The 18,573-nt window shown below is 72.0% G+C and carries 16 protein-coding genes; 10 read left to right on the forward strand and 6 right to left on the reverse strand.

Annotated elements, in window-relative coordinates; translation table 11 throughout:
• Positions 1-59: 59 nt before the first annotated feature.
• Positions 60-1,637, reverse strand: a complete 1,578-nt coding sequence (locus VXC91_RS07150; RefSeq protein ID WP_329505985.1) for a N,N-dimethylformamidase beta subunit family domain-containing protein — start codon at positions 1,635-1,637, stop codon at positions 60-62.
• An 85-nt stretch (positions 1,638-1,722) separates the two neighbouring features.
• Complete coding sequence (locus VXC91_RS07155) at positions 1,723-2,838, reverse strand: AI-2E family transporter (RefSeq protein ID WP_329505987.1); 1,116 nt, start codon at positions 2,836-2,838, stop codon at positions 1,723-1,725.
• Positions 2,839-3,138: 300 nt separating this feature from the next.
• Between VXC91_RS07155 and VXC91_RS07160 the strand changes: the two genes are divergently transcribed.
• Positions 3,139-4,857 (forward strand): GAF domain-containing sensor histidine kinase, encoded by a 1,719-nt coding sequence (locus VXC91_RS07160; protein ID WP_329505988.1) that lies wholly within the window; start codon positions 3,139-3,141, stop codon positions 4,855-4,857.
• Between the two features lie 84 nt (positions 4,858-4,941).
• Here VXC91_RS07160 and VXC91_RS07165 read toward each other — a convergent pair whose 3' ends face one another.
• Positions 4,942-5,643 carry a response regulator transcription factor gene (locus tag VXC91_RS07165; protein ID WP_329505990.1) on the reverse strand — a complete coding sequence of 234 codons (702 nt, stop codon included), beginning with the start codon at positions 5,641-5,643 and terminating at the stop codon, positions 4,942-4,944.
• Positions 5,644-5,923: 280 nt separating this feature from the next.
• Entirely contained in the window at positions 5,924-6,607 is a 684-nt protein-coding gene (locus VXC91_RS07170) for a CBS domain-containing protein (protein WP_329505992.1), read from the reverse strand.
• A gap of 441 nt (positions 6,608-7,048) precedes the next feature.
• Here VXC91_RS07170 and VXC91_RS07175 point away from each other — a divergent pair, with 441 nt between their 5' ends.
• From VXC91_RS07175 to VXC91_RS07210, 8 genes are all read left to right on the forward strand, one after another.
• Positions 7,049-7,957 (forward strand): universal stress protein, encoded by a 909-nt coding sequence (locus VXC91_RS07175; protein ID WP_329505993.1) that lies wholly within the window; start codon positions 7,049-7,051, stop codon positions 7,955-7,957.
• A 273-nt stretch (positions 7,958-8,230) separates the two neighbouring features.
• Positions 8,231-8,530 (forward strand): universal stress protein, encoded by a 300-nt coding sequence (locus VXC91_RS07180; RefSeq protein ID WP_329505994.1) that lies wholly within the window; start codon positions 8,231-8,233, stop codon positions 8,528-8,530.
• An 80-nt stretch (positions 8,531-8,610) separates the two neighbouring features.
• A complete protein-coding gene (locus VXC91_RS07185; protein WP_329505995.1) occupies positions 8,611-10,992 on the forward strand; it encodes a phosphoketolase family protein in 2,382 nt (793 codons plus the stop codon).
• A 560-nt stretch (positions 10,993-11,552) separates the two neighbouring features.
• Positions 11,553-12,623 (forward strand): zinc-dependent alcohol dehydrogenase family protein, encoded by a 1,071-nt coding sequence (locus VXC91_RS07190; protein WP_329505996.1) that lies wholly within the window; start codon positions 11,553-11,555, stop codon positions 12,621-12,623.
• Positions 12,624-12,643: 20 nt separating this feature from the next.
• Entirely contained in the window at positions 12,644-13,321 is a 678-nt protein-coding gene (locus VXC91_RS07195) for a helix-turn-helix domain-containing protein (protein ID WP_329505997.1), read from the forward strand.
• A gap of 72 nt (positions 13,322-13,393) precedes the next feature.
• Positions 13,394-13,831, forward strand: coding sequence for a pyridoxamine 5'-phosphate oxidase family protein (locus VXC91_RS07200; RefSeq protein WP_329505999.1), 438 nt, complete (start codon positions 13,394-13,396; stop codon positions 13,829-13,831).
• A 318-nt stretch (positions 13,832-14,149) separates the two neighbouring features.
• Positions 14,150-14,872, forward strand: coding sequence for a CBS domain-containing protein (locus VXC91_RS07205; protein ID WP_329506001.1), 723 nt, complete (start codon positions 14,150-14,152; stop codon positions 14,870-14,872).
• Positions 14,873-14,956: 84 nt separating this feature from the next.
• Entirely contained in the window at positions 14,957-15,559 is a 603-nt protein-coding gene (locus VXC91_RS07210) for an Rv1733c family protein (protein WP_329506002.1), read from the forward strand.
• Between the two features lie 52 nt (positions 15,560-15,611).
• On the opposite strand, the gene VXC91_RS07215 is transcribed toward VXC91_RS07210, so the two are convergent.
• Positions 15,612-16,265, reverse strand: a complete 654-nt coding sequence (locus VXC91_RS07215; protein WP_329506003.1) for a CBS domain-containing protein — start codon at positions 16,263-16,265, stop codon at positions 15,612-15,614.
• A gap of 46 nt (positions 16,266-16,311) precedes the next feature.
• On the reverse strand, positions 16,312-16,767 hold the full coding sequence (locus tag VXC91_RS07220; RefSeq protein ID WP_329506004.1) for a Crp/Fnr family transcriptional regulator: 456 nt from the start codon (positions 16,765-16,767) through the stop codon (positions 16,312-16,314).
• A gap of 869 nt (positions 16,768-17,636) precedes the next feature.
• Here VXC91_RS07220 and VXC91_RS07225 point away from each other — a divergent pair.
• Positions 17,637-18,506 carry a universal stress protein gene (locus VXC91_RS07225; protein ID WP_329506005.1) on the forward strand — a complete coding sequence of 290 codons (870 nt, stop codon included), beginning with the start codon at positions 17,637-17,639 and terminating at the stop codon, positions 18,504-18,506.
• Positions 18,507-18,573: the final 67 nt, after the last annotated feature.

The raw sequence follows: 18,573 nt of genomic DNA on the forward strand, positions 1-18,573 counted from the left end.
CGCCTACCGGGAGGCAGCCGCGCGCCGGCGCACTCCCTGTGGCCGCACAGGCCGCACCCTCAGCCCCGGTTTCCGTACACCTCGGTCGTGTTCGGCCGTGGGGCGGGGCGGCGGTGGGCGGCGGGGCCCTCCGCGAAGGCGTGCAGGAGGTTCTCCGTCGTGCGGGTCACGAAGCCCCGGGTGCGGGCGTCCATGCCGTGGTCGCGGCCGCCGTCGGCGGTGCCCGCCATGAGCGCCTCCACCCAGCGCATGGTGCCCGTGGCGAAGACACCGGCACCGCTGGGGACCGTGTAGTAGGCCGAGTCGCTGTGGCTGCGCCCCCCGTTGCACAGCAGGGGCGAGTGGGCGGTTATCTCCAGCGGTTCGGGGACGGGCGCGCCCGGGGTGACCCGGTCGTACTCCACACCGACCAGATGGTCGAAGCCGTCGCCCGGTCGTACACCGGTTCCCTCGTACAGCCAGTGGTCCGCCGCGTGGACGATGTACGGCGCGTCCGTCGGGTAGCCCTCGTAGAGGACCCCCGTGAGCGCGGACTCGGGGTCGGCCGCCGGAGCCAGGCGGAAGTCGGTGGTCGCCAGGGCGGGACGGGTGGCGTAGCAGGGGTCGGCCCGGACGGAGGACTTGTAGCAGACCACGGTGCGGTCGGGCTGCGTCCCGCCCTCCTCGAGGCGGACCCGGCGAAAGCAGGTGTTCGCGCCGAGGAAGGCGACATTGGTGCCGGCGTCGCGGGCCACAGTGATGTGCCGCCGCTGCTCAGGGGTCCAGTACTCGTCGTGGCCCAGACCGATCACGGCCGCCGCACCGCGCAGGACCGCCGGATCGCGGTGCACATCCGTGCCCGTGGTGTACGCCAGAGGTATGCCGAGCCGTTCGGCCAGTACCACCACCGCCCGCTCGTACACCAGGAACTTCTCGGCGCCGTCGGCGTCGTAGGGCCGGTCGAAGCTGACGGCGAGGGACCGGGTGGCGTAGCCGCCGGAGGCGCCGTCGTAGAGGCTGTAGCCGCCCCATCGGTTGTAGGCCTGCCAGGTGGCAGGGGCGTGCATGAGCACCGTTCGGCCCGTGCCCTGGGCGGACCGCACGATCAGCGGGACATGGCGCTGGTGGCCGCTGTCCGCGTCCAGGCGCAGCAGATACGCGCCCTCGGGCCAGCCTGACGTGGTGAACGTCAGCGTGCGCCGCCAGTCCGCGCGGACGGTGCGGGTGTCCGGCAGCAATCTCGGCTCGGGCTGGACGCGGCCCGGTATGTGTGGCGAGCGCCAGACGAGGCGGGCCTCGGCCCCGCCGTACCAACCGACGCGGAAGGCCGAGACACGGAACGAGGACGCGGTGGTCGAGACGTACAGGCCGCACTCCTCGCCAGACAGCACGCTCACCCGGTCGGCGTAGCCGGCGACCGCCGTCGCCGGGCCTGCGCTGCGGATACGCCAGTCGGGCGATCCCGGAAGGTTCCGCTCCGCCTCGGCGCGGTGAGAGGCGGCCGCCTTCGGACGCCCGCGCTCGTGGGGTGCCGGATCGCAGGCGGCCGTCACCGGGGCGATCCCGACGCCGGCGCACGCGCCGAGGAAGCGCCTGCGCCCCAGCGGCCGTGAGGGCTGTGTGCCGTGCTCCGGCGTGTCTCGTTCGTCGGGGCCCACATCGCCTCCCGTGCCTTCGGCCGACGCGCCACCGCCCCGAGGCCAGCGTGGCACGGTACCGCGGGTCGCGCGCCCCGGGCCGGCGCTAGGAGGGTGCCGCGCGGAGCGCCTGTACCACCGCCCAGACGACCGAGACGAACGGGACCGCCACGACGGCGCCGATCACGCCCGCGACGATGCCGCCGGCGATGACGGACACGGCGACGACGAGCGGGTGGAGACGGACGGCCCAGCTCATCACCAAGGGATGCAGGACGTGTCCCTCGATCTGGCCGATGACCACGATGAGCAGCAGTACGGCCCCGGCGGTGAGGGGACCGCGCCCGGCGAGCGCGACCACCGTGGCCACACCGAGCGCGATCGGCGAGCCGACCAGCGGCACGAAGGTGGCGAAGAACTCCAGCAGGATGAGCGGCAGCGCGAGCGGCACCCGGAGCGCGAACAGGGCGATGCCCACGAGTACCGCGTTGGTGGCGGCCACGATGATGATGCCCCGCGTGTACCCGGCGAACGTCCGCCAGGCCGCGTGTCCGGCCCGGTCCCACGTCGGGCGGGCGCCGAGGGGCAGGAACGTGTCGCGCGCCCAGGACCACAGACGTTCACCGGAGTGGATGAAGAACACGGAGGAGAAGAGTGCGAGTGCGGCTCCGGTGATCAGTTCGACGACCCTGCCCAGGCCGCTGACGGCTCTGCTGAGCAGGTCGGCGCGGTGGGAGGAGAGGTAGGACGAGATCTGGTCCTGCAGGTCGGAGAGCGTGCGGCGACTGACCCGGAACGGAGGGCGTTCGAGCCAGCGTTCGATCCGGCTGATGCCGCCGCGGAACTCCCCGGTCAGCTTCGACCACTCGCCCGCCACCGCGTCGCCCACGAGTGCCAGCAGCGAGAAGACCACGATCAGGCTGCCGATGAGGGAGATCGTCACGCACAGGGGCCGTGGCAGCCACCGGTTCAGCAGGTCTGCGAAGGGGCGCAGGACCGAGGTGACGACCAGGGCGACAAACAGGGACACGGCGACGAGGTGGAAGCGCCCCAGAACGATGAAGACGGCATAGACGGCGACCCCCACGAGGACGAGACGCCAGGCGTAGGCGGCGGCGACGCGTAGCCAGGGGACCGTGCGTTCGGCCTGGAGCGACCGGGGAGCGGCCGGGGTACGCCGGACGACGCGAACGGAGCGGGACGGCCGGCTGCCCAGCACCACGGCGCCCCTCCTGCGTCTGCGCCCCGGGTCGCCCGCATGCGCCACCGCGTCTCCCGCGTCCTGACTGTCGGTCGTCTCCAGAGCACAGTAGGGGCAAAGCGGACATGGGGCGGCCCGCAACGCGCCCGCGCACGCCTCGGGACGTTGGGCGGAACAAGAGTCCCCGCAGCTGGGGTGACGCGACGAGGAGTCACTCCAGGTGAGCGACGATCCGCGCTCCTGCCCGGCAGCCAGTATCGTGAGGGCCTGGGAGTTGCCGTTGATCCGTACCTTGTCCGAACGATTCGGTCGGAGGAAGCGATGAGCGGGGAAGGACGTGGTCCGGCCGAGCAGTACCTGCCCAAGCTGCGGCTGGACGAGCTGCTGGACGAACTGCAGGCCCGTATCGACGCGGCGCGCGGCACACAGGACCGTGTGCACCGCCTCCTGGAGGCCGTGCTGTCGGTCGGTCGGGAACTCGATCTGCCCCAGGCGCTGAGGAGCATCGTCGAGGCGGCGGTGGTGCTCGTGGATGCCGAGTACGGCGCCCTGGGCGTCATCGGGGAGAACCGTATGCTCTCCGAATTCCTCACCATCGGCATCGGCGACGAGGAACGGGAGAGGATCGGGGCGCTGCCCAGCGGACACGGCATTCTCGGGGAGCTGATTCGGCACCCGGAGCCGCTGCGCCTGGCGGAGCTCTCGGATCACCCGGCCTCGTACGGCTTCCCGGCCCACCATCCGCCGATGCACTCCTTTCTCGGAGTGCCCATCCGGGTGCGTGACAAGGTCTTCGGAAACCTGTACCTGACCGAGAAGCGCGCCGCCGCGGAGTTCGACGCCGAGGACGAAGCCGTGCTGTCCACCCTTGCGGTGGCGGCCGGTATCGCCATCGAGAACGCCCGGCTCTACGAGGAGACGCGTCTGCGTGAGCGCTTGCTGGGGGCGAGCTCCCAGGTCACCAGCGCACTGCTGTCGGGCGCCCCCAGCGCGGACGTGCTGGAACTGATCGTCGAGCAGGCGCGGGGCATCGTCTCCGCCGATGTGGGGATGATCGCCGAGCGGGTGGCCGGCGAGGAGGTGCTGCGGCCGCTGTTTGCCGTCGGTGTCGAAGCGGAGCGGCGCAGAGGCCTGGTGATGTCGGGGCAGGACGGTTTCGTGGAGGCGGCATTCAGCACGGCCGAGCCGGTGACCAGCCCTGACATCCAGCAGGACCCTCGCATCGATCAGGGCTCCGCTCTGTGGGCCGGGCTCGGATCGGTGGTCGGTGTGCCGCTCGTGGCGAGCGGCAAGTCCATCGGCGTGCTGGTGCTGGGGCGCACAGCCGGGCGAGCCCCGTTCACGGACACCGACGCCGGCCCCCTCCTGGGCTTCGCGGGGCAGGCGGCTCTGGCGCTGGAACTGGCCGAACGGCGTCGGGACGCCGAGCAGATCGCGCTGCTGCAGGACCGCGACCGGATCGCCCGCGATCTGCACGACCTCGCGATCCAGCGGCTGTTCGCGGCCGGCATGACCCTGCAGAGCACCCAGCGTTTCGTGGATCACCCGGAGGCCGCCGAGCGGTTGTCGCGGACCGTCGACGACCTCGACGAGACCATCAAGATCATCAGGTCCACCATCTTCGGTCTGCGCACGCACGACGGCGCGACGGAGAAAGCGGGTCTGCGCAGGCGGGTGTCCGAGGCGGTGGCGGCGTCGGCCGCCTCGCTGGGCTTCACTCCCGCGCTGCGCATCGAGGGGCTGGTGGACACCGACGTCCCCGGCGACGTGGCCGACCATGTGCTCGCCGTCCTCGGTGAGGCTCTGAGCAATGCGGCCCGGCACTCCGGTGCGTGCTCCGTGGACATCCATCTGCGGTTCGCCGTCGGCGAGTTGACCCTGACGGTTGCCGACGACGGTCGCGGGGTACCGCCAGGCGTGGCACGCAGCGGGCTGCGGAACCTGGAGGAGCGGGCCGCCGCGCTGGGCGGCACGCTCACCGTGGGCGGACGTCCTGAGGGCGGCGGAACGCGGCTGGTGTGGCGGGTACCGGTGCGCTGAGCGCACGGCACGATCGGGCGGCGCCCCGCGCGCTGGACGAGGCGGCGAGGGTCGTGTGGCCGCGCGGGCCCCGGGCGGACCGTCTCAGCGGGCGGAGCGGTCCCCGGACGCGGGCGTCTCCAGCTGCGAGGCGAGGACCGCGGCCTGGACGCGGCGCTGTACGCCGAGTTTGGCGAGCAGCCGCGAGATGTGGTTCTTGACGGTCTTCTCCGACAGATACAGCTTCTTGCCGATCTCCCGGTTGGTCAGACCGTCCCCGATCAGCGCGAGGATGTCCCGCTCGCGGGGTGACAGGCTCGCCAGCTCGGGCGCCACGGCCGGCTGCTCGGCGGGGTCGGCGCGCAGCGAGTGCATCAGCCGTGCGGTGGTCGCCGGATCGAGCATGGACTGGCCGGAGGCGACGGTACGCACCGCCGAGATCAGGTCGGCCCCCTTGATCTGCTTGAGTACGTATCCGGAGGCCCCGGCCATGATCGCGTCGAGCAGCGCGTCCTCGTCGTCGAACGAGGTCAGCATGAGACAGGCCAGCTCCGGGACGCGGTCGCGCAGCTCGCGACAGACGCTGATGCCGTCGCCGTCGGGGAGACGGACGTCGAGGACGGCCACGTGCGGCCGCACCGCCGGGCCGCGGGCCAGCGCGTGCTCGACCGTGTCGGCGTCGCCGACCACGGAGATGTCGGGTTCGGCGTCCAGCAGATCGGCGAGGCCGCGTCGTACCACCTCGTGGTCGTCCAGCAGGAAGACCCGGATCGGGTGCTGCTCGCTGAAGGTGCGTGCCTCGGCCATGGGTACCTCTCGTTTCCCGGTGGCGGGCGGACCGCGGACTGCCCACGCCGACGATCGTCATCTGACGGGCACCGTGGGCACTAGGGCCGATCGGCCCCCTCGTACCCACCATGCTCCCTCACCGGCCCCCTCGTAGCGGGCCTGCGACTCGTCGCGGCCGCCGCCGAACGGTGGGGATCCGACCCCAGTGTCCGTGTGATGGCGGCACCGCGCCCTTGTCACATGGGCGCCGGCCGTGTCCGGTGGGACACCGGCCGCGGGGCACGGTGCGATGCAGGGCCTACGTCGGCGTGGTCTGATGTTCCGCAAGGTGGAACTGCACGTCCACGACGCCTTCGACGGCCCGGACCAGACGCGCGGCCACCGGTACCAAAGAGGTGTCCCGGATCCGCCCGCCGAGCTTCACCACTCCGTCCTCGACCTGGACGCGCACGGACGAGGCCGGCGGCCGGAACAGATACTCCACCACCTCGCGCCGGATCTCCTCGGCGATCTCCTCGTCGCCCCGGAGGAACACCTTCAGCAGGTCCGCGCGGCTGACGATGCCCTGGAGGATGCCCAGCTCGTCGACGACGGGAAGCCGCTTGACCTTGTGGCGCGCCATGGTGCGTGCCGCCTGCGCGACCGTCGCGTCGGCACGCGTGGTCAGTGCCGGGGAGGTCATCAGCTGCTCCGCCGTCACCGCGTCGGCCTTGGCCGGGTCCATAGGCCCGTGCAACCGGGTGAAGGGGGAACTCCCGGGCGGACGGTGCCGGGACGCGTCCTCGTCGCGGCACTCCTCCTTCGGCAGGAGGTCGGCCTCCGACACGACACCGACGACCCGCCCCTCGCCCTCCAGAACGGGCAGGGCACTGACCTTCCAGTCGTGCATCATCTGCACGATCTCCTTGAAGGGGGCGCGGCGGCCTATGGCGGCGACCGTCTGGGTCATCACATCACTGACGATGCGGGGGGTGCCGTACATGGCATCTCCTCCGGTCGAGGGCGGCCGTCGGCGGAGGCTGACGCTGAGAACCAGGACCAGCCCGAACGCCGTGTTCCCCGAGGGACGGACACCTCGCGGGTGGTGCGGACCGGGCGCTCGCAGTGCTCGGTGGGCGGCATGCGGAGCATGCTGGTTGTCGGAGGAGCATTCATGACAGCCTCCAGGTGCGGGGACCGGACGTTTCCAGCCTCTCCCCGGACCCGGGCACGGACCATGGGCCGCCCGGCCCCCCGGCCCGGCCGTCCGGCACCGCGTGGCGGACCCCGGCGCGGCGGTGACCGGGTGGTCGCCGCGCTCCGAGCAACCGTGGGGGCGTCGGGTCCTTGGTCCCCGACAGGTCAGTCGGCCCCTGCGCACGGGCCTGTGCTGCCGGAGGCTCGACGAAAGGGCAGAACATCTTGGACGCAGGAGGTGCGGACCATGGTTCGGCACGTCACCGCGGGAGTCGACGAAACCGACGAGAGCCTCGCGGCCGCCCACTGGGCCGCGCGGGAAGCCCTACGCCGTGGGGCCGCGCTCCGGCTTGTGCACGCCTGCGAGTGGCAGGGGAGACCGGCGGCGTCCGCGACCGCGGACGCCGGCCGGCGGGACCGGGCCGAGCAGACCCTGGAGCGGGCGGTCCGCAGTGTCGGCGTCGCGCATCCGGGGCTGCCGGTCGAGGACCTGCTGGTGTCCGACTCCCCGGTCACGGTCCTGCTCGCGGCGGCCGAGGATTCGGAGTTGCTCGTGCTCGGTTCCCGTGGTCTCGGCCATGCCGTGGGGTTCGTGATGGGCTCGGTGTCCCAGCGCGTCGTCGCCCGGTCCCCAGGCGCCGTGGTGCTCGTGAGGGCCGGTGAGGCGTCCGCCGACGAGCATCTGCCGGCTCTGGACGGCGTCTCGCCCGAGGAGATACCCGAGACCCCGTACCGCGACGTCGTCCTCGGGATGGACACCCGGCACCCCTGCGACGAACTGATCGCGTTCGCCTTCGACGCCGCTCGACGCCGTGGCACCGCGCTGCGTGTGGTCCATGCCCTGGGTGCGGCGGGGGACAACGCCGCCGAGGGCCGGTCGGGCGCGGGGCACGACACGGAGCTGCTCGCCGACGAGGAAGACCTCATGGCCGCGATGCTGCGCCCCTGGGCGGAGAAGTGCCCGGGGGTCACGGTGTCCGAGACCGTCACCGCGGCGCGGCCCTCCACGGAGCTGGTGCGGGAGTCCGCCCATGCCTCCCTCGTGGTCGTGGGGCGCCGCACGCGGGAGGCCCGGCTCGGCACGCACATCGGTTCCGTCACCCAGGCCCTGCTCCACCAGGCACGCTGCCCGGTCGCCGTCGTCCCGCACGCCTGAACCGCTTCCCGGCCCGGTGAACCGCTTCCCGCCCGGATGGGGCACGAGGGGGTCGCCGGAGTGGGCCAGGCACTTCGCCACGATGGTTCCGTGGTCCAGGTCCGCCGACCGTGGCGGTGGGCACCACCGTCGTACCTCCCGCCGCACCGACCGGCGGCTCATGGGCCGGTCGGCCCCGTTCGGGGACCTGCGGCCCCTGCCCGCCGGTTCCTCGCCGCCATGACGCTGTAAGCGGATACCGGGACCGGGAACCAAGACCAGGAGGTGGACATCATGCCCCGTCCGGTGGCACCCGTACGCGCCGGGGAGCAGGCGCCCGACGAGCACGAGCCGGACCGGCCGAGCGGGATGCCGGACGGATGGCGGCAGCAATGCGAAGAGGCGGAGGTGGTGGCCGAGTTCCGGTTCCGCCGCGCCGCCGACCATCTGATCGGGGCCTCACGTCAGGCGTCTGCGGCCGTGGGCGGCCGGCGTGTCCGTCACAGAGTCCTGGGTACCCGTATCGATCCTGTCCCCCATGCCGTTCTGCACCACGCCGACTGCCCGGTCGCCGTCGTCCCCCAGGGGGTGTGACCGGCAGCGTTCGTACCACCGCGACGGACCCGCTGTCCGCCGCGCCCGATGAGCACCGTCGACGACCTGTGGAGTCACCCATGTCCGAGGCCGCACACCACAACGGCACCACACTGACCGACGAGGAACTGCGCACCCTGGACGCCCACTGGCGGGCCGCCAACTACCTTGCCGCGGGGCAGATCTACCTCGTGTCCAACCCGCTGCTGACCGAGCCTCTCGCGCCCGAGCACATCAAACCGCGGCTGCTCGGCCACTGGGGCACCTCGCCCGGGCTCAACCTCGTGTACACCCACCTCAACCGCGTGATCAAGGAGCGCGGCCTCGACGCCCTGTGCGTCTGGGGGCCTGGGCACGGCGGGCCGTCGGTGCTCGCCAACTCCTGGCTGGAAGGCAGCTACAGCGAGAAGTGTCCGGACGTGACGCGGGACGCCGAGGGGATGGCGAAGCTGTTCCGGCAGTTCTCGTTCCCCGGCGGCGTACCCAGTCATGTCGCACCGGAGGTGCCCGGCTCGATCCACGAGGGCGGTGAGCTCGGCTACTCGCTCGCCCATGCCTACGGCGCCGCCTTCGACCATCCGAACCTGCTGGTCGCCTGCGTGATCGGCGACGGCGAGGCGGAGACGGGCCCGCTGGCCGCCTCCTGGCACTCCAACAAGTTCCTGGACCCGGTGCACGACGGCGCGGTCCTGCCGATCCTCCATCTCAACGGATACAAGATCGCCAACCCGACGGTTCTCTCCCGACTCCCGGGGCCCGAACTCGACGCGCTGCTGCGGGGATACGGCCACGAGCCGATCACGGTCAGCGGCGACGACCCCGCCCAGGTCCACCGCGCTTTGGCGCAGGCCTTCGACGCGGCGCTCGACCGCATCGCCCTGCTGCAGCGCACGGCGCGCGAGGAGGGCGTCACGCAGCGGCCGCACTGGCCGATGATCGTGCTGCGCACCCCGAAGGGATGGACCGGGCCGGCCGAGGTGGATGGCGTACCGGTCGAAGGCACCTGGCGCGCGCACCAGGTCCCGTTGGCGGGCGTCCGCGAGAACCCGGAGCACCTGCGCCAGTTGGAGGCCTGGCTGAAGTCGTACCGGCCCGAGGAACTCTTCGACGCCGACGGCCGTCCGCGCGCCGACGTGCTGGCCTGCGTGCCCGAGGGTGCCAGGCGTCTGGGCGCCACCCCGTATGCCAACGGCGGTCTGCTTGTGCGCGAACTGCCGATCGGGTCCCTGGACGACTTCGCGGTGCCCGTCGACAAGCCGGGCGCGACCCTGCACGAGCCCACCCGCGTCCTGGGCGGCCTCCTCGAACAGGTCATGAAGGACACCGCGGCGCGTCGGGACTTCCGGCTGGTCGGGCCGGACGAGACGGCCTCCAATCGGCTGGAGGCCGTCTTCGACGCCAGCGGCAAGGCCTGGCAGGCCGAAATCCTCCCGGTGGACGAGCATCTGGACCGGCACGGCCGGGTCATGGAGATCCTGTCCGAGCACCTGTGCCAGGGATGGCTGGAGGGCTACCTGCTCACCGGACGGCACGGCCTGTTCTCCTGCTACGAGGCGTTCGTGCACATCGTCGACTCGATGGTGAACCAGCACATCAAGTGGCTGAAGACGTCCCGTGAGCTGACCTGGCGCGCTCCCGTCGCCTCCCTCAACTACCTGCTGACCTCGCACGTGTGGCGCCAGGACCACAACGGGTTCTCCCACCAGGACCCCGGCTTCGTCGACCACGTCCTCAACAAGAGCCCCGAGGTGGTCCGCGTCTATCTCCCGCCGGACGCCAACACCCTTCTGTCCGTGGCGGACCACGCGCTGCGCAGCCGCGACTATGTCAATGTGATCGTGGCGGGCAAGCAGCCCTGCTTCGACTGGCTCTCCATGGACCAGGCCCGTGTCCACTGCGCACGCGGCGCGGGCATCTGGGAGTGGGCGGGCACCGAGAACGGCGCCGAACCGGACGTGGTCCTCGCCTGCGCGGGCGACGTACCGACGCAGGAGGTGCTGGCCGCTGCACAGTTGCTGCGCCGTCACCTGCCCCAGCTGGCCGTGCGTGTCGTCAACGTGGTCGACATGACCCGGCTGCTGCCGCACGAGGAACATCCGCACGGCATGCCGGACTTCGAGTACAACGGCCTCTTCACCGCCGACAAGCCCGTCATCTTCGCCTACCACGGCTACCCGTGGCTGATCCACCGCCTCGCCTACCGCCGGGACGGCCACGCCAACCTGCATGTGCGCGGATACAAGGAGTCCGGGACCACGACCACCCCGTTCGACATGGTGGTCCGCAACGACCTGGACCGTTACCGACTGGTCATGGACGTCATCGACCGCGTACCCGGACTCGCCGTACGGGCCGCCGGCGTACGGCAGCAGATGGCCGACGCCCGCGCCCGCCATCACACATGGATCCGCGAACACGGCACGGACCTGCCCGAGGTTGCGGACTGGACCTGGGCGTCCTGACGTCCCCTCTCCACCGAGGAGTTCGTCCCGATGACCGTCGGCGTCGGCGTCGACGGGCCCGGCGACCCGGCCGCCCCGTGCCTGACGGCGGGCACACCCGGGTCCTCACGGTGTGCGGCCGAACCACGTCGTCCTGCCCTCGTCCGTGGGTCGCACGCCCCAGCCGCTTTGCCTTCGCCGACGCCGCGTACGGCGCCGGAGACGAGGAGGCCGTCGGCGGTCTCCAGGGCGGGCTGATCTGCGGCCGACGATCGGTATGACCGCTCCTGGTCCGCGTCCGCCCGGTCGCCGCAGGCGCGGCCGGGCATCTCGCACGTCCGGATCCTTCGGAGCGGACCGGAACCGGCCGCGCCGACGCGCCGAGCGAGAACCGCGTGGTGCTCCAGCCGGGACGGTCCCGTCCGGCGGGCCATGAGGGCCGACCGGCCCAAGCGGATTCCCGAGGGGGCGGACAAGCTGGATCTGCTGGGCGACCCCGGCGTCGGTCCGGGTGCCCGCGCCGTACCGGCTTCCGGACAGTCCCCGGGACAGCAGCCCGGGGAGAGGAAGGAAGGATCGACATGAAGGGCTTCGTCTTCCACAGCCCCGGACGCTCGGCCTGGGAAGAGGTCCCGGACCCCGACATCAAGGAGTCGACCGACGCCATCGTGCGTGTCGACACGACCACCGTCTGCGGGACGGACCTGCACATCCTCAAGGGTGACGTGCCCGAGGTGCGCCCGGGGACGGTGCTGGGACACGAGGCGGTCGGCGAGATCGTCGAGACCGGCCGCGACGTGCACACCGTGCAGCCGGGGGACCGCGTCCTGGTCTCCTGCATCACCGCCTGCGGCCGGTGCGGCTACTGCTGGGAGCGGACGTACGGCCAGTGCCGCGGCGGCGGAGGCTGGATCCTCGGCCATGTCATCGACGGTACGCAGGCCGAATACGTCCGCGTCCCCTACGCCGACCTGTCGGTGCACGCGCTGCCCGGCACGGTTGACAGCAAGGACGCCGTACTGCTCGCGGACATCTTCCCCACCGCCTACGAGGTGGGTGTCATGAACGGGCACGTGCGGCCCGGGGACACCGTCGCCGTCGTGGGGGCCGGCCCCATCGGGCTCGCCTCGATCGCCACGGCCCGGCTGTTCGCCCCCGAACGCATCATCGCCGTGGACGTCGCCGCCACCCGGCTGGAGGCGGCCAAGAGCCTGGGCGCGGACGCCGTCGCCGATGTCGAGGAGGCGCCCGAGCAACTGGTCGCCGACCTCACCGACGGTCTGGGCGCCGACGTGGTCATCGAGGCCGTCGGCGCACCGGAGAGCTTCGAGCTGTGCACACGCATGGTGCGGCCCGGCGGGCACGTGGCGAACGTCGGTGTGCACGGCAAGCCCGTCACGCTGCACCTCGAGGACCTGTGGATCAGGAACGTGACGATCACCATGGGAGTGGTCGACACCTACTCCACGCCCACCCTGCTGCGGATGGCGGCCGCCGGCCGGCTGCCCACCTCCTCGCTTGTCACACACACCTTCGCGCTGGACCAGATGGAGGAGGCGTACGACGTGTTCGGCCGGGGCCCAGACACCGGCGCGCTCAAGGTGGTCTTGGGCGGTCAGCGGCATGAGGTGCTCGCCGTCCGAGCGGCCTGAGGAGAGGACGGTGACGGGTCATGGCCCCACGGGAATCGTCGGGCGCGGTGGCAGGCCATCCCGCGGGCAATCTCGGGCGTCGGATCGCACTGCGGCGCGAGGAACTCGGGCTGTCCCTGGAGGAGACTGCAAACCGGGCGGGCATGGCTTCCAGTTACCTCCAGTACCTGGAGGCGCAGCCGACCGCGGCGCCCGGAGTGAGCACCCTCCTCCGGCTGGCCGGTGCGCTCGAGACCACGGTGCTCGAGCTCACCGGAGGCGACGTCGACCTGCCGCCCGGTCTGGGACAGGCCGGACGGCACCCGACGTTCACCGACCTGACCTCGCAGGAGTGCCGCGACCTGCTCTCCACGCACGGTGTGGGGCGACTCGCGCTGCCCACCGACACCGGGCCGGAGATCATCCCCCTGAACTACTCCGTGGTGGGAGGCTCCATCGTCTACAGGACCGTCCCGGACACGGTGCCCTCACAGGCCGCGGGCGCCCAGGTGGCCTTCGAGGTCGACCGCATCGACGCGGCGTTCAGCCAGGGCTGGAGCGTCCTGGTGCGCGGACGCGCCGACACTGTCACGGATCCCGACGACGTACAGCGGCTGGAGGAGCAGGCATTCAGCACTCCCTGGGCGGGCGGACAGCGTGACCTGTGGATGCGCATCGACCCCGACACCATCACCGGACGGCGCATCACCGTGACCTAGTGCCTCGAAGCAGTGCCGAGGACGAAGCCTCACGGCCGCGCCCCCCGCACCAGGCGAAAGACGGACTGCCTCATGTACCGGAACGACGGCTTCCGCGAACTCGACCGCCAGGAGTGCCTGCGTCTGCTGGCGAAGGTCCCGGTCGGCCGTATAGTCCACACACGTCAGGCGCTGCCCGCCGTCCTCCCGCTCAACTTCAGCCTGGACGGCGACGGCGCGGTGCTGCTGCGCACTTCTGCGGCCTCGGAGCTGGTCCGCGCGATCGACGGGTCGGTGGTCGCCTTCGAAGCCGACGAGGTCGACGCGGCCGCGCACTCGGGGTGGAGTGTCGTCGTCACCGGGTCGGCCGCGGTGGTGACCGATCCCGCGGAACGCGAACGACTGACCCGGACGGGCCCGCGGTCCTGGGTGCCGTCGCCGGAGGAGGTCTTCGTACGCATCGAACCCGAGCTGGTGACGGGCCGCGTGGTGGGCGGGCGCAGCCTGCAGGGCCTGGACCCGTCCCGTTGAGCGGACCGCTCGCACCGCAGCGCCGCTACGGCTCGGGCACAGCGCCCGAGGGGCGCTTCGGCAGAGACGGGCAGGTACGGCAGTTCCCGTCGGGTGGGCCGTTCGGCCCTCCGCGGCCGGCCCCGTGGGAGGGCGGGCTTTCGTGGACCCCGGGAGGCGCACGCCCGCAGGCCGACCGGGTGTCCCACCGCACCAGGTGCCGAAGGAGAGCCGGTCGGGACAGAGTGCAGGGCCACTCGGCCCATGCCGCCCGCCGGACGGTGATCCACCCTGAAAGTGTTGTAACCCTGTCCCCGCTCAGCACCACCGGAGGACACCATGCACGGCACCCCCCACCTCGTGAGCGATGTCATGACCCGCCGGGTCGTCGCGCTCGGCCGTACCGCCACCTTCAAGGACATCGTCAAGGCCATGCGGCAGTGGCACGTCAGCGCGCTGCCCGTGGTGGAGGAGGAGAACAGGGTGGTCGGCGTCGTCTCCGAGGCGGATCTGCTGCGAAAGGAGGAGTTCCGCGGCAGCGACTCGGCCCGCCATGACCGCCTCGAGCGCCTGTCCGACCTGGTGAAGGCCGGTGCGGTGACCGCGGAGGAGCTTATGAGCGCGCCGGCCGTCACCGTCCGCGCGAACGAGACCCTCGGGCAGGCCGCTCGCACCATGGCGCGGGCCAAGGTCAAGCGGTTGCCCGTGGTGAGCGACGAGGGCACGCTGCTGGGCATCGTCAGCCGCACCGACCTGCTCAAGGTGTTCCTGCGGGACGACGAGGACATCGCCGAGGAGATCCGCCACGAGATCGTCGCCCATCTCTTCCCCGCTCCGCTGGAGCCTGTCCGGGTCGAGGTGCACGACGGCGTCGTGCGGCTCACCGGGCGCGTCCGGGACACCACTCTGGTGCCCGTCGTGTCGCGACTGGTGCTGGGCATCGAAGGCGTCGTGGACGTGGACTGCGCGCTCGCGGGACCGCCTCGGGTACCGGACCTGGACGCCGACCTCCCGGGGGACGATGAGACGCGGTGGCCCTGGAGAGCCGGAAGCATCACGTGAGCCGACGTGCACCGCAGGTGCGTCCGCCCGCATCCATGCGGGAGATGTCACGGCCTGCCGCCACGCGGAAGAAGGTGACGACCCATGGCGACGATGTGTCGCAGTACGAGGGCGAGGGCGAGAGCAAGGGCCTGGTTGTGGCGGTGGCGGCGCAATCCGCTGCGACGCCGCAGCGACCGTCTGGAAGCGTGGATCGTGCTGGTCACCTGGGTGTTCGTTCTGCTGGCCGGAGTGCTCGCGGGATGGGCGGCGGCGGGAGCGGCGGATCACGCCGTGGCCGTGCGCAACGCCCGTGCGCACCCGGTGCAGGCGGTCCTGACCGAGGACGCGGCGAGGACGCCGCAGGGGGTGCCCGAGTACAGCGACGGCAGTGTGTGGGCCAAGGTGAGCTGGACCGTCGCAGGGGTCACGCGCACGGGTCTGACGAGGGTCGGACCGGGCCAGAAGGCCGGCACCACGGTCACAGTCTGGACGAGCCGTGGAGGCGAGTTGGTCTCCAAGCCGGTCGGTGCCGCTCAGGCTCGTCTGCAGGCCGAGCTCGTCGGCTCGCTGGCCGGAGCCGGCGCCGCCGGCGGCGTACTGGTGTGCGGTCGGTTCGCGCGCGGGCGGCTGGAGCGCCGGCGCATGCAGGCCTGGGACCGGGAGTGGGAGTCCGTCGGCCCCAGGTGGCGCAGGACGATCGGCTGACGGGGCCGGTGCGCTGCGCACCGGGTGGACCGGGCGCCCACCTCGGCGTGGTTCAGTCCGCCTCGGCCCCGGAGAGGTGGCAGTCCACGTCCACCACTCCCTCGACGACGCGCGCCAGGCGGACGGCCACCGGGATCAGGGCGGTGTCACGGATCTGCCCGGTGAGGGTGACGACGCCCTCGGTGACCATGACATGGACGGGCTCGACCGGAGCCGGGAAGAGGATGTCGACGACGTCGCGCCGGACCTCGTCGGCGATGTCGTTGTCCGGCCGCAGGAACACCTTGAGCAGGTCCGCGCGACTGACGACCCCCTCGAGCATGCCCTCGTCGTCGATCACCGGGAGCCTCTTGACCCCGCGCTGGGCCATGATGCGGGCCGCCTGGGCGAGGGTGCTCCCGGAGTGCACGGTGATCGCCGGCGCGGACATCAGTTCCCCGGCGGTCAGCGCTCCGGCCTTCGCCAGGTCTGACAGGCGCTGCCGCTGCGTGTACCGGTCCGGATCGCTGTCGCGGAACTCCTCCTTGGGCAGCAGATCCGCCTCGGAGACCACGCCCACCACCCGGCCCTCGCCCTCCAGCACGGGAAGGGCACTGACCTGCCACTGCTCCATGAGTTTCACGATGTCCTTGAACGGAGCGGCACGGCCGACGGCGACGACGGAGTGGGTCATCACATCGCTCACGAGGTGCGGGCTGCCGGTCACGGTCTCCTCCTTCGGACGTCGGGTGAGGTCGAGGGGGCATCGGTCATCATCGGGTTCCGCTGCCATAGGGGGCGTACAGATCGAGCAGCCGGGTGCGGGCCGCGTTCAGCCGGTGAGCGAGCACCTGGCCGACCCAGACCGCGATGGCGCGACCGAACTCGGGATCCTCGTCGCACAACGTCCGAACGGTCGTCGCGTCGAACTCGTAGGCCCGCACCGGAGTCGCGGCCTCGGCGCCCATCTGCCACACATGGGGGGTGAAGTGCCAGGACCAGCCGACCAGTTCACCGCGCGCCAGCGACTCGATGACGGCGGGCCGGCGGCCGGGCACATGCAGGTCGAGGGCCACGGTACCGGTCCGGACGATCCAGAACCGGTCGGCGTGCCGACCCTCTTCGAACAGCCGTGTCCCCTCCTCGAAGGAGACCTCGCGGGCGATCCGCATCAGCCGTTCACGGTACTCGGCCGGGAGGGCCGCGGTCATGGTGGTGACAGAGGTCATTGCTCGTCCTTTCGATCCTCTCGCCGCGGCCGGTCGCCGGGTTCGGCGGGCCCGACGCGCGCAGCGGGCCGCCGCCGGGGCACGACACGACGCTCCTGCGCGGCCACGCGCTCGACCAGGGCGTCGCGCCCGTTCCGGCTCGGGACGGCGGTCGTAGGGCTGCTCGTCATCGTGCCCCTCCGGAGGGCCGCGGACTTCCTGTCTCCAGCGTGGGCGTCCCACCGCGTACGGCAACACGGGCCGCCTGGTCCCGGTGGTGGGCCCTTCGGCCCCATCGCCGGGACCGCGCGCCCGGTGCGCTTCGGTGGGTGGGGGAGGCCGGGTGGACTGTGGTGGCCGGCCGCGAAGGTTCCGCACGCTCTGGATCACACGTCGGGCCCCGGCGGGCGCACTCGACCAGCTCTCCTGGCATCTGATGCCGTACGCGGTCGAGGTTGCCGATGCCGCGTACGGCCGGGGCTGTCGGGCCCGGCGTGTCCTGGTCGAACGGGTGGCCGAGGACGTTCTGTGCCGGGGCGGAGCCGGAAGCGGCGCGCCATGACAAGGCGAGGCGGGAAGGACCCCATCCGGTTCTCCCGGATCCTGATTGCGCGGTGCGCGGCCGTCAACCGCTTCTCCGCGCCGGTCGCCGGGTCCTTCCCGTCACCTTCAGGACACCATGTGAGCCGCGGAACCGCCAGGGCCGACCGGCCCCCGAGAGGCCGGGAGCGGCCCCGATGCCGTGCCCTGCGACCCACGGCGGGCCGCAGGGGCCGAACGTCCTCGACGAGGGCCGAACCGCCTCTGCTCCCCCCGGGGGCCGGATGCGACCGTGAAGGCGGAGGAGCCCGCTGCACGGCTCGGCGGCCCGGCGAAAGGCGGTGACGAGGATGCAGCTGCCCCTGGTCGTGGGCGTCGACGGATCGGACTTCAGTCTGACGGCCGTCGACTGGGCCGTGGACGAAGCCGCCCGGCGCGGACTGCCGCTCCGGCTGGTGCACGCGTCCTCGCGGGAACAAGGCGCCGCGTCGTCGGACGGCCTGGAGCGCCCGGCAGGGCAGGTGATGGCGGAGAACATCGTCGGCTCGGCTACGGAGCGCGCCCGTCGGCGCAATCCGCAGGTGAAGGTCTCCTCGGAGATTCACGGCGAGGACGCGGTCCACGCCCTGCTGCGTGAGGGTGACGACGCCTTCGCGCTGGTGACCGGATCCCGTGGTCGCAGCGAATTCAAGGGGCTGCTTCTCGGCTCGGTGAGCCGGGCCGTGGCCGCCCGGGCCCGCTGCCCGGTGATCGTCGTACGTGGCGACAAGGCCGGCCTGGCCGGCGTGCACGAGCGGATCCTGCTCGGTGCCGCGAAGCCGGCCGCGATCGGAGAGGCCCTGCGGTTCGCCTGCCGCGAGGCCGAGACACGCGGCTGCGTCCTGGACGTCGTTCGGGCCTGGCGGTGCCCGGCACTCGAGACCACCGACCACCCCCGGCTCACCGAGGCGGCGGCACTCCGGTACGAACAGCGGGCCGCCGCCCTGCTCGACGCCCTCCTTCAGGAGGCGATGCGAGACCACCCGGACGTCCCGGTGCGTCGGGCCACGGTCGAGGGCCCGGCCCGTACGGTGCTGCTGAAACGCTCGGCCGCCGCCGACCTCGTCGTCATCGGCGCTCGGCATCGGCCGGGCACCTTCGGGCTCCGGCTCGGCCGGGTGGCCCACGTACTGCTGCACCACGCGGACTGCCCGGTCGCGATCGTGCCGCAACGGGTGTGACGGTCCCGGACGGCCGAGACTGGTGCCGACGGCGTCGTACGCGACCTCGGAGCACCGCTTGTGGGAG

The organism is Streptomyces chiangmaiensis, from assembly GCF_036281785.1.
GTDB lineage: Bacteria > Actinomycetota > Actinomycetes > Streptomycetales > Streptomycetaceae > Streptomyces > Streptomyces chiangmaiensis.

Excerpts from the sequence above, each read along its gene's own strand:
- VXC91_RS07160 (WP_329505988.1), top strand. The coding sequence starts at position 3,139 with ATGAGCGGGGAAGGACGTGGTCCGGCCGAGCAGTACCTGCCCAAGCTG.
- VXC91_RS07165 (WP_329505990.1), bottom strand. The coding sequence starts at position 5,643 with ATGGCCGAGGCACGCACCTTCAGCGAGCAGCACCCGATCCGGGTCTTC.
- VXC91_RS07170 (WP_329505992.1), bottom strand. The coding sequence starts at position 6,607 with ATGTACGGCACCCCCCGCATCGTCAGTGATGTGATGACCCAGACGGTC.
- VXC91_RS07175 (WP_329505993.1), top strand. The coding sequence starts at position 7,049 with ATGGTTCGGCACGTCACCGCGGGAGTCGACGAAACCGACGAGAGCCTC.
- VXC91_RS07180 (WP_329505994.1), top strand. The coding sequence starts at position 8,231 with ATGCCCCGTCCGGTGGCACCCGTACGCGCCGGGGAGCAGGCGCCCGAC.
- VXC91_RS07185 (WP_329505995.1), top strand. The coding sequence starts at position 8,611 with ATGTCCGAGGCCGCACACCACAACGGCACCACACTGACCGACGAGGAA.
- VXC91_RS07190 (WP_329505996.1), top strand. The coding sequence starts at position 11,553 with ATGAAGGGCTTCGTCTTCCACAGCCCCGGACGCTCGGCCTGGGAAGAG.
- VXC91_RS07195 (WP_329505997.1), top strand. The coding sequence starts at position 12,644 with ATGGCCCCACGGGAATCGTCGGGCGCGGTGGCAGGCCATCCCGCGGGC.
- VXC91_RS07200 (WP_329505999.1), top strand. The coding sequence starts at position 13,394 with ATGTACCGGAACGACGGCTTCCGCGAACTCGACCGCCAGGAGTGCCTG.
- VXC91_RS07205 (WP_329506001.1), top strand. The coding sequence starts at position 14,150 with ATGCACGGCACCCCCCACCTCGTGAGCGATGTCATGACCCGCCGGGTC.
- VXC91_RS07210 (WP_329506002.1), top strand. The coding sequence starts at position 14,957 with ATGGCGACGATGTGTCGCAGTACGAGGGCGAGGGCGAGAGCAAGGGCC.
- VXC91_RS07220 (WP_329506004.1), bottom strand. The coding sequence starts at position 16,767 with ATGACCTCTGTCACCACCATGACCGCGGCCCTCCCGGCCGAGTACCGT.
- VXC91_RS07225 (WP_329506005.1), top strand. The coding sequence starts at position 17,637 with ATGCAGCTGCCCCTGGTCGTGGGCGTCGACGGATCGGACTTCAGTCTG.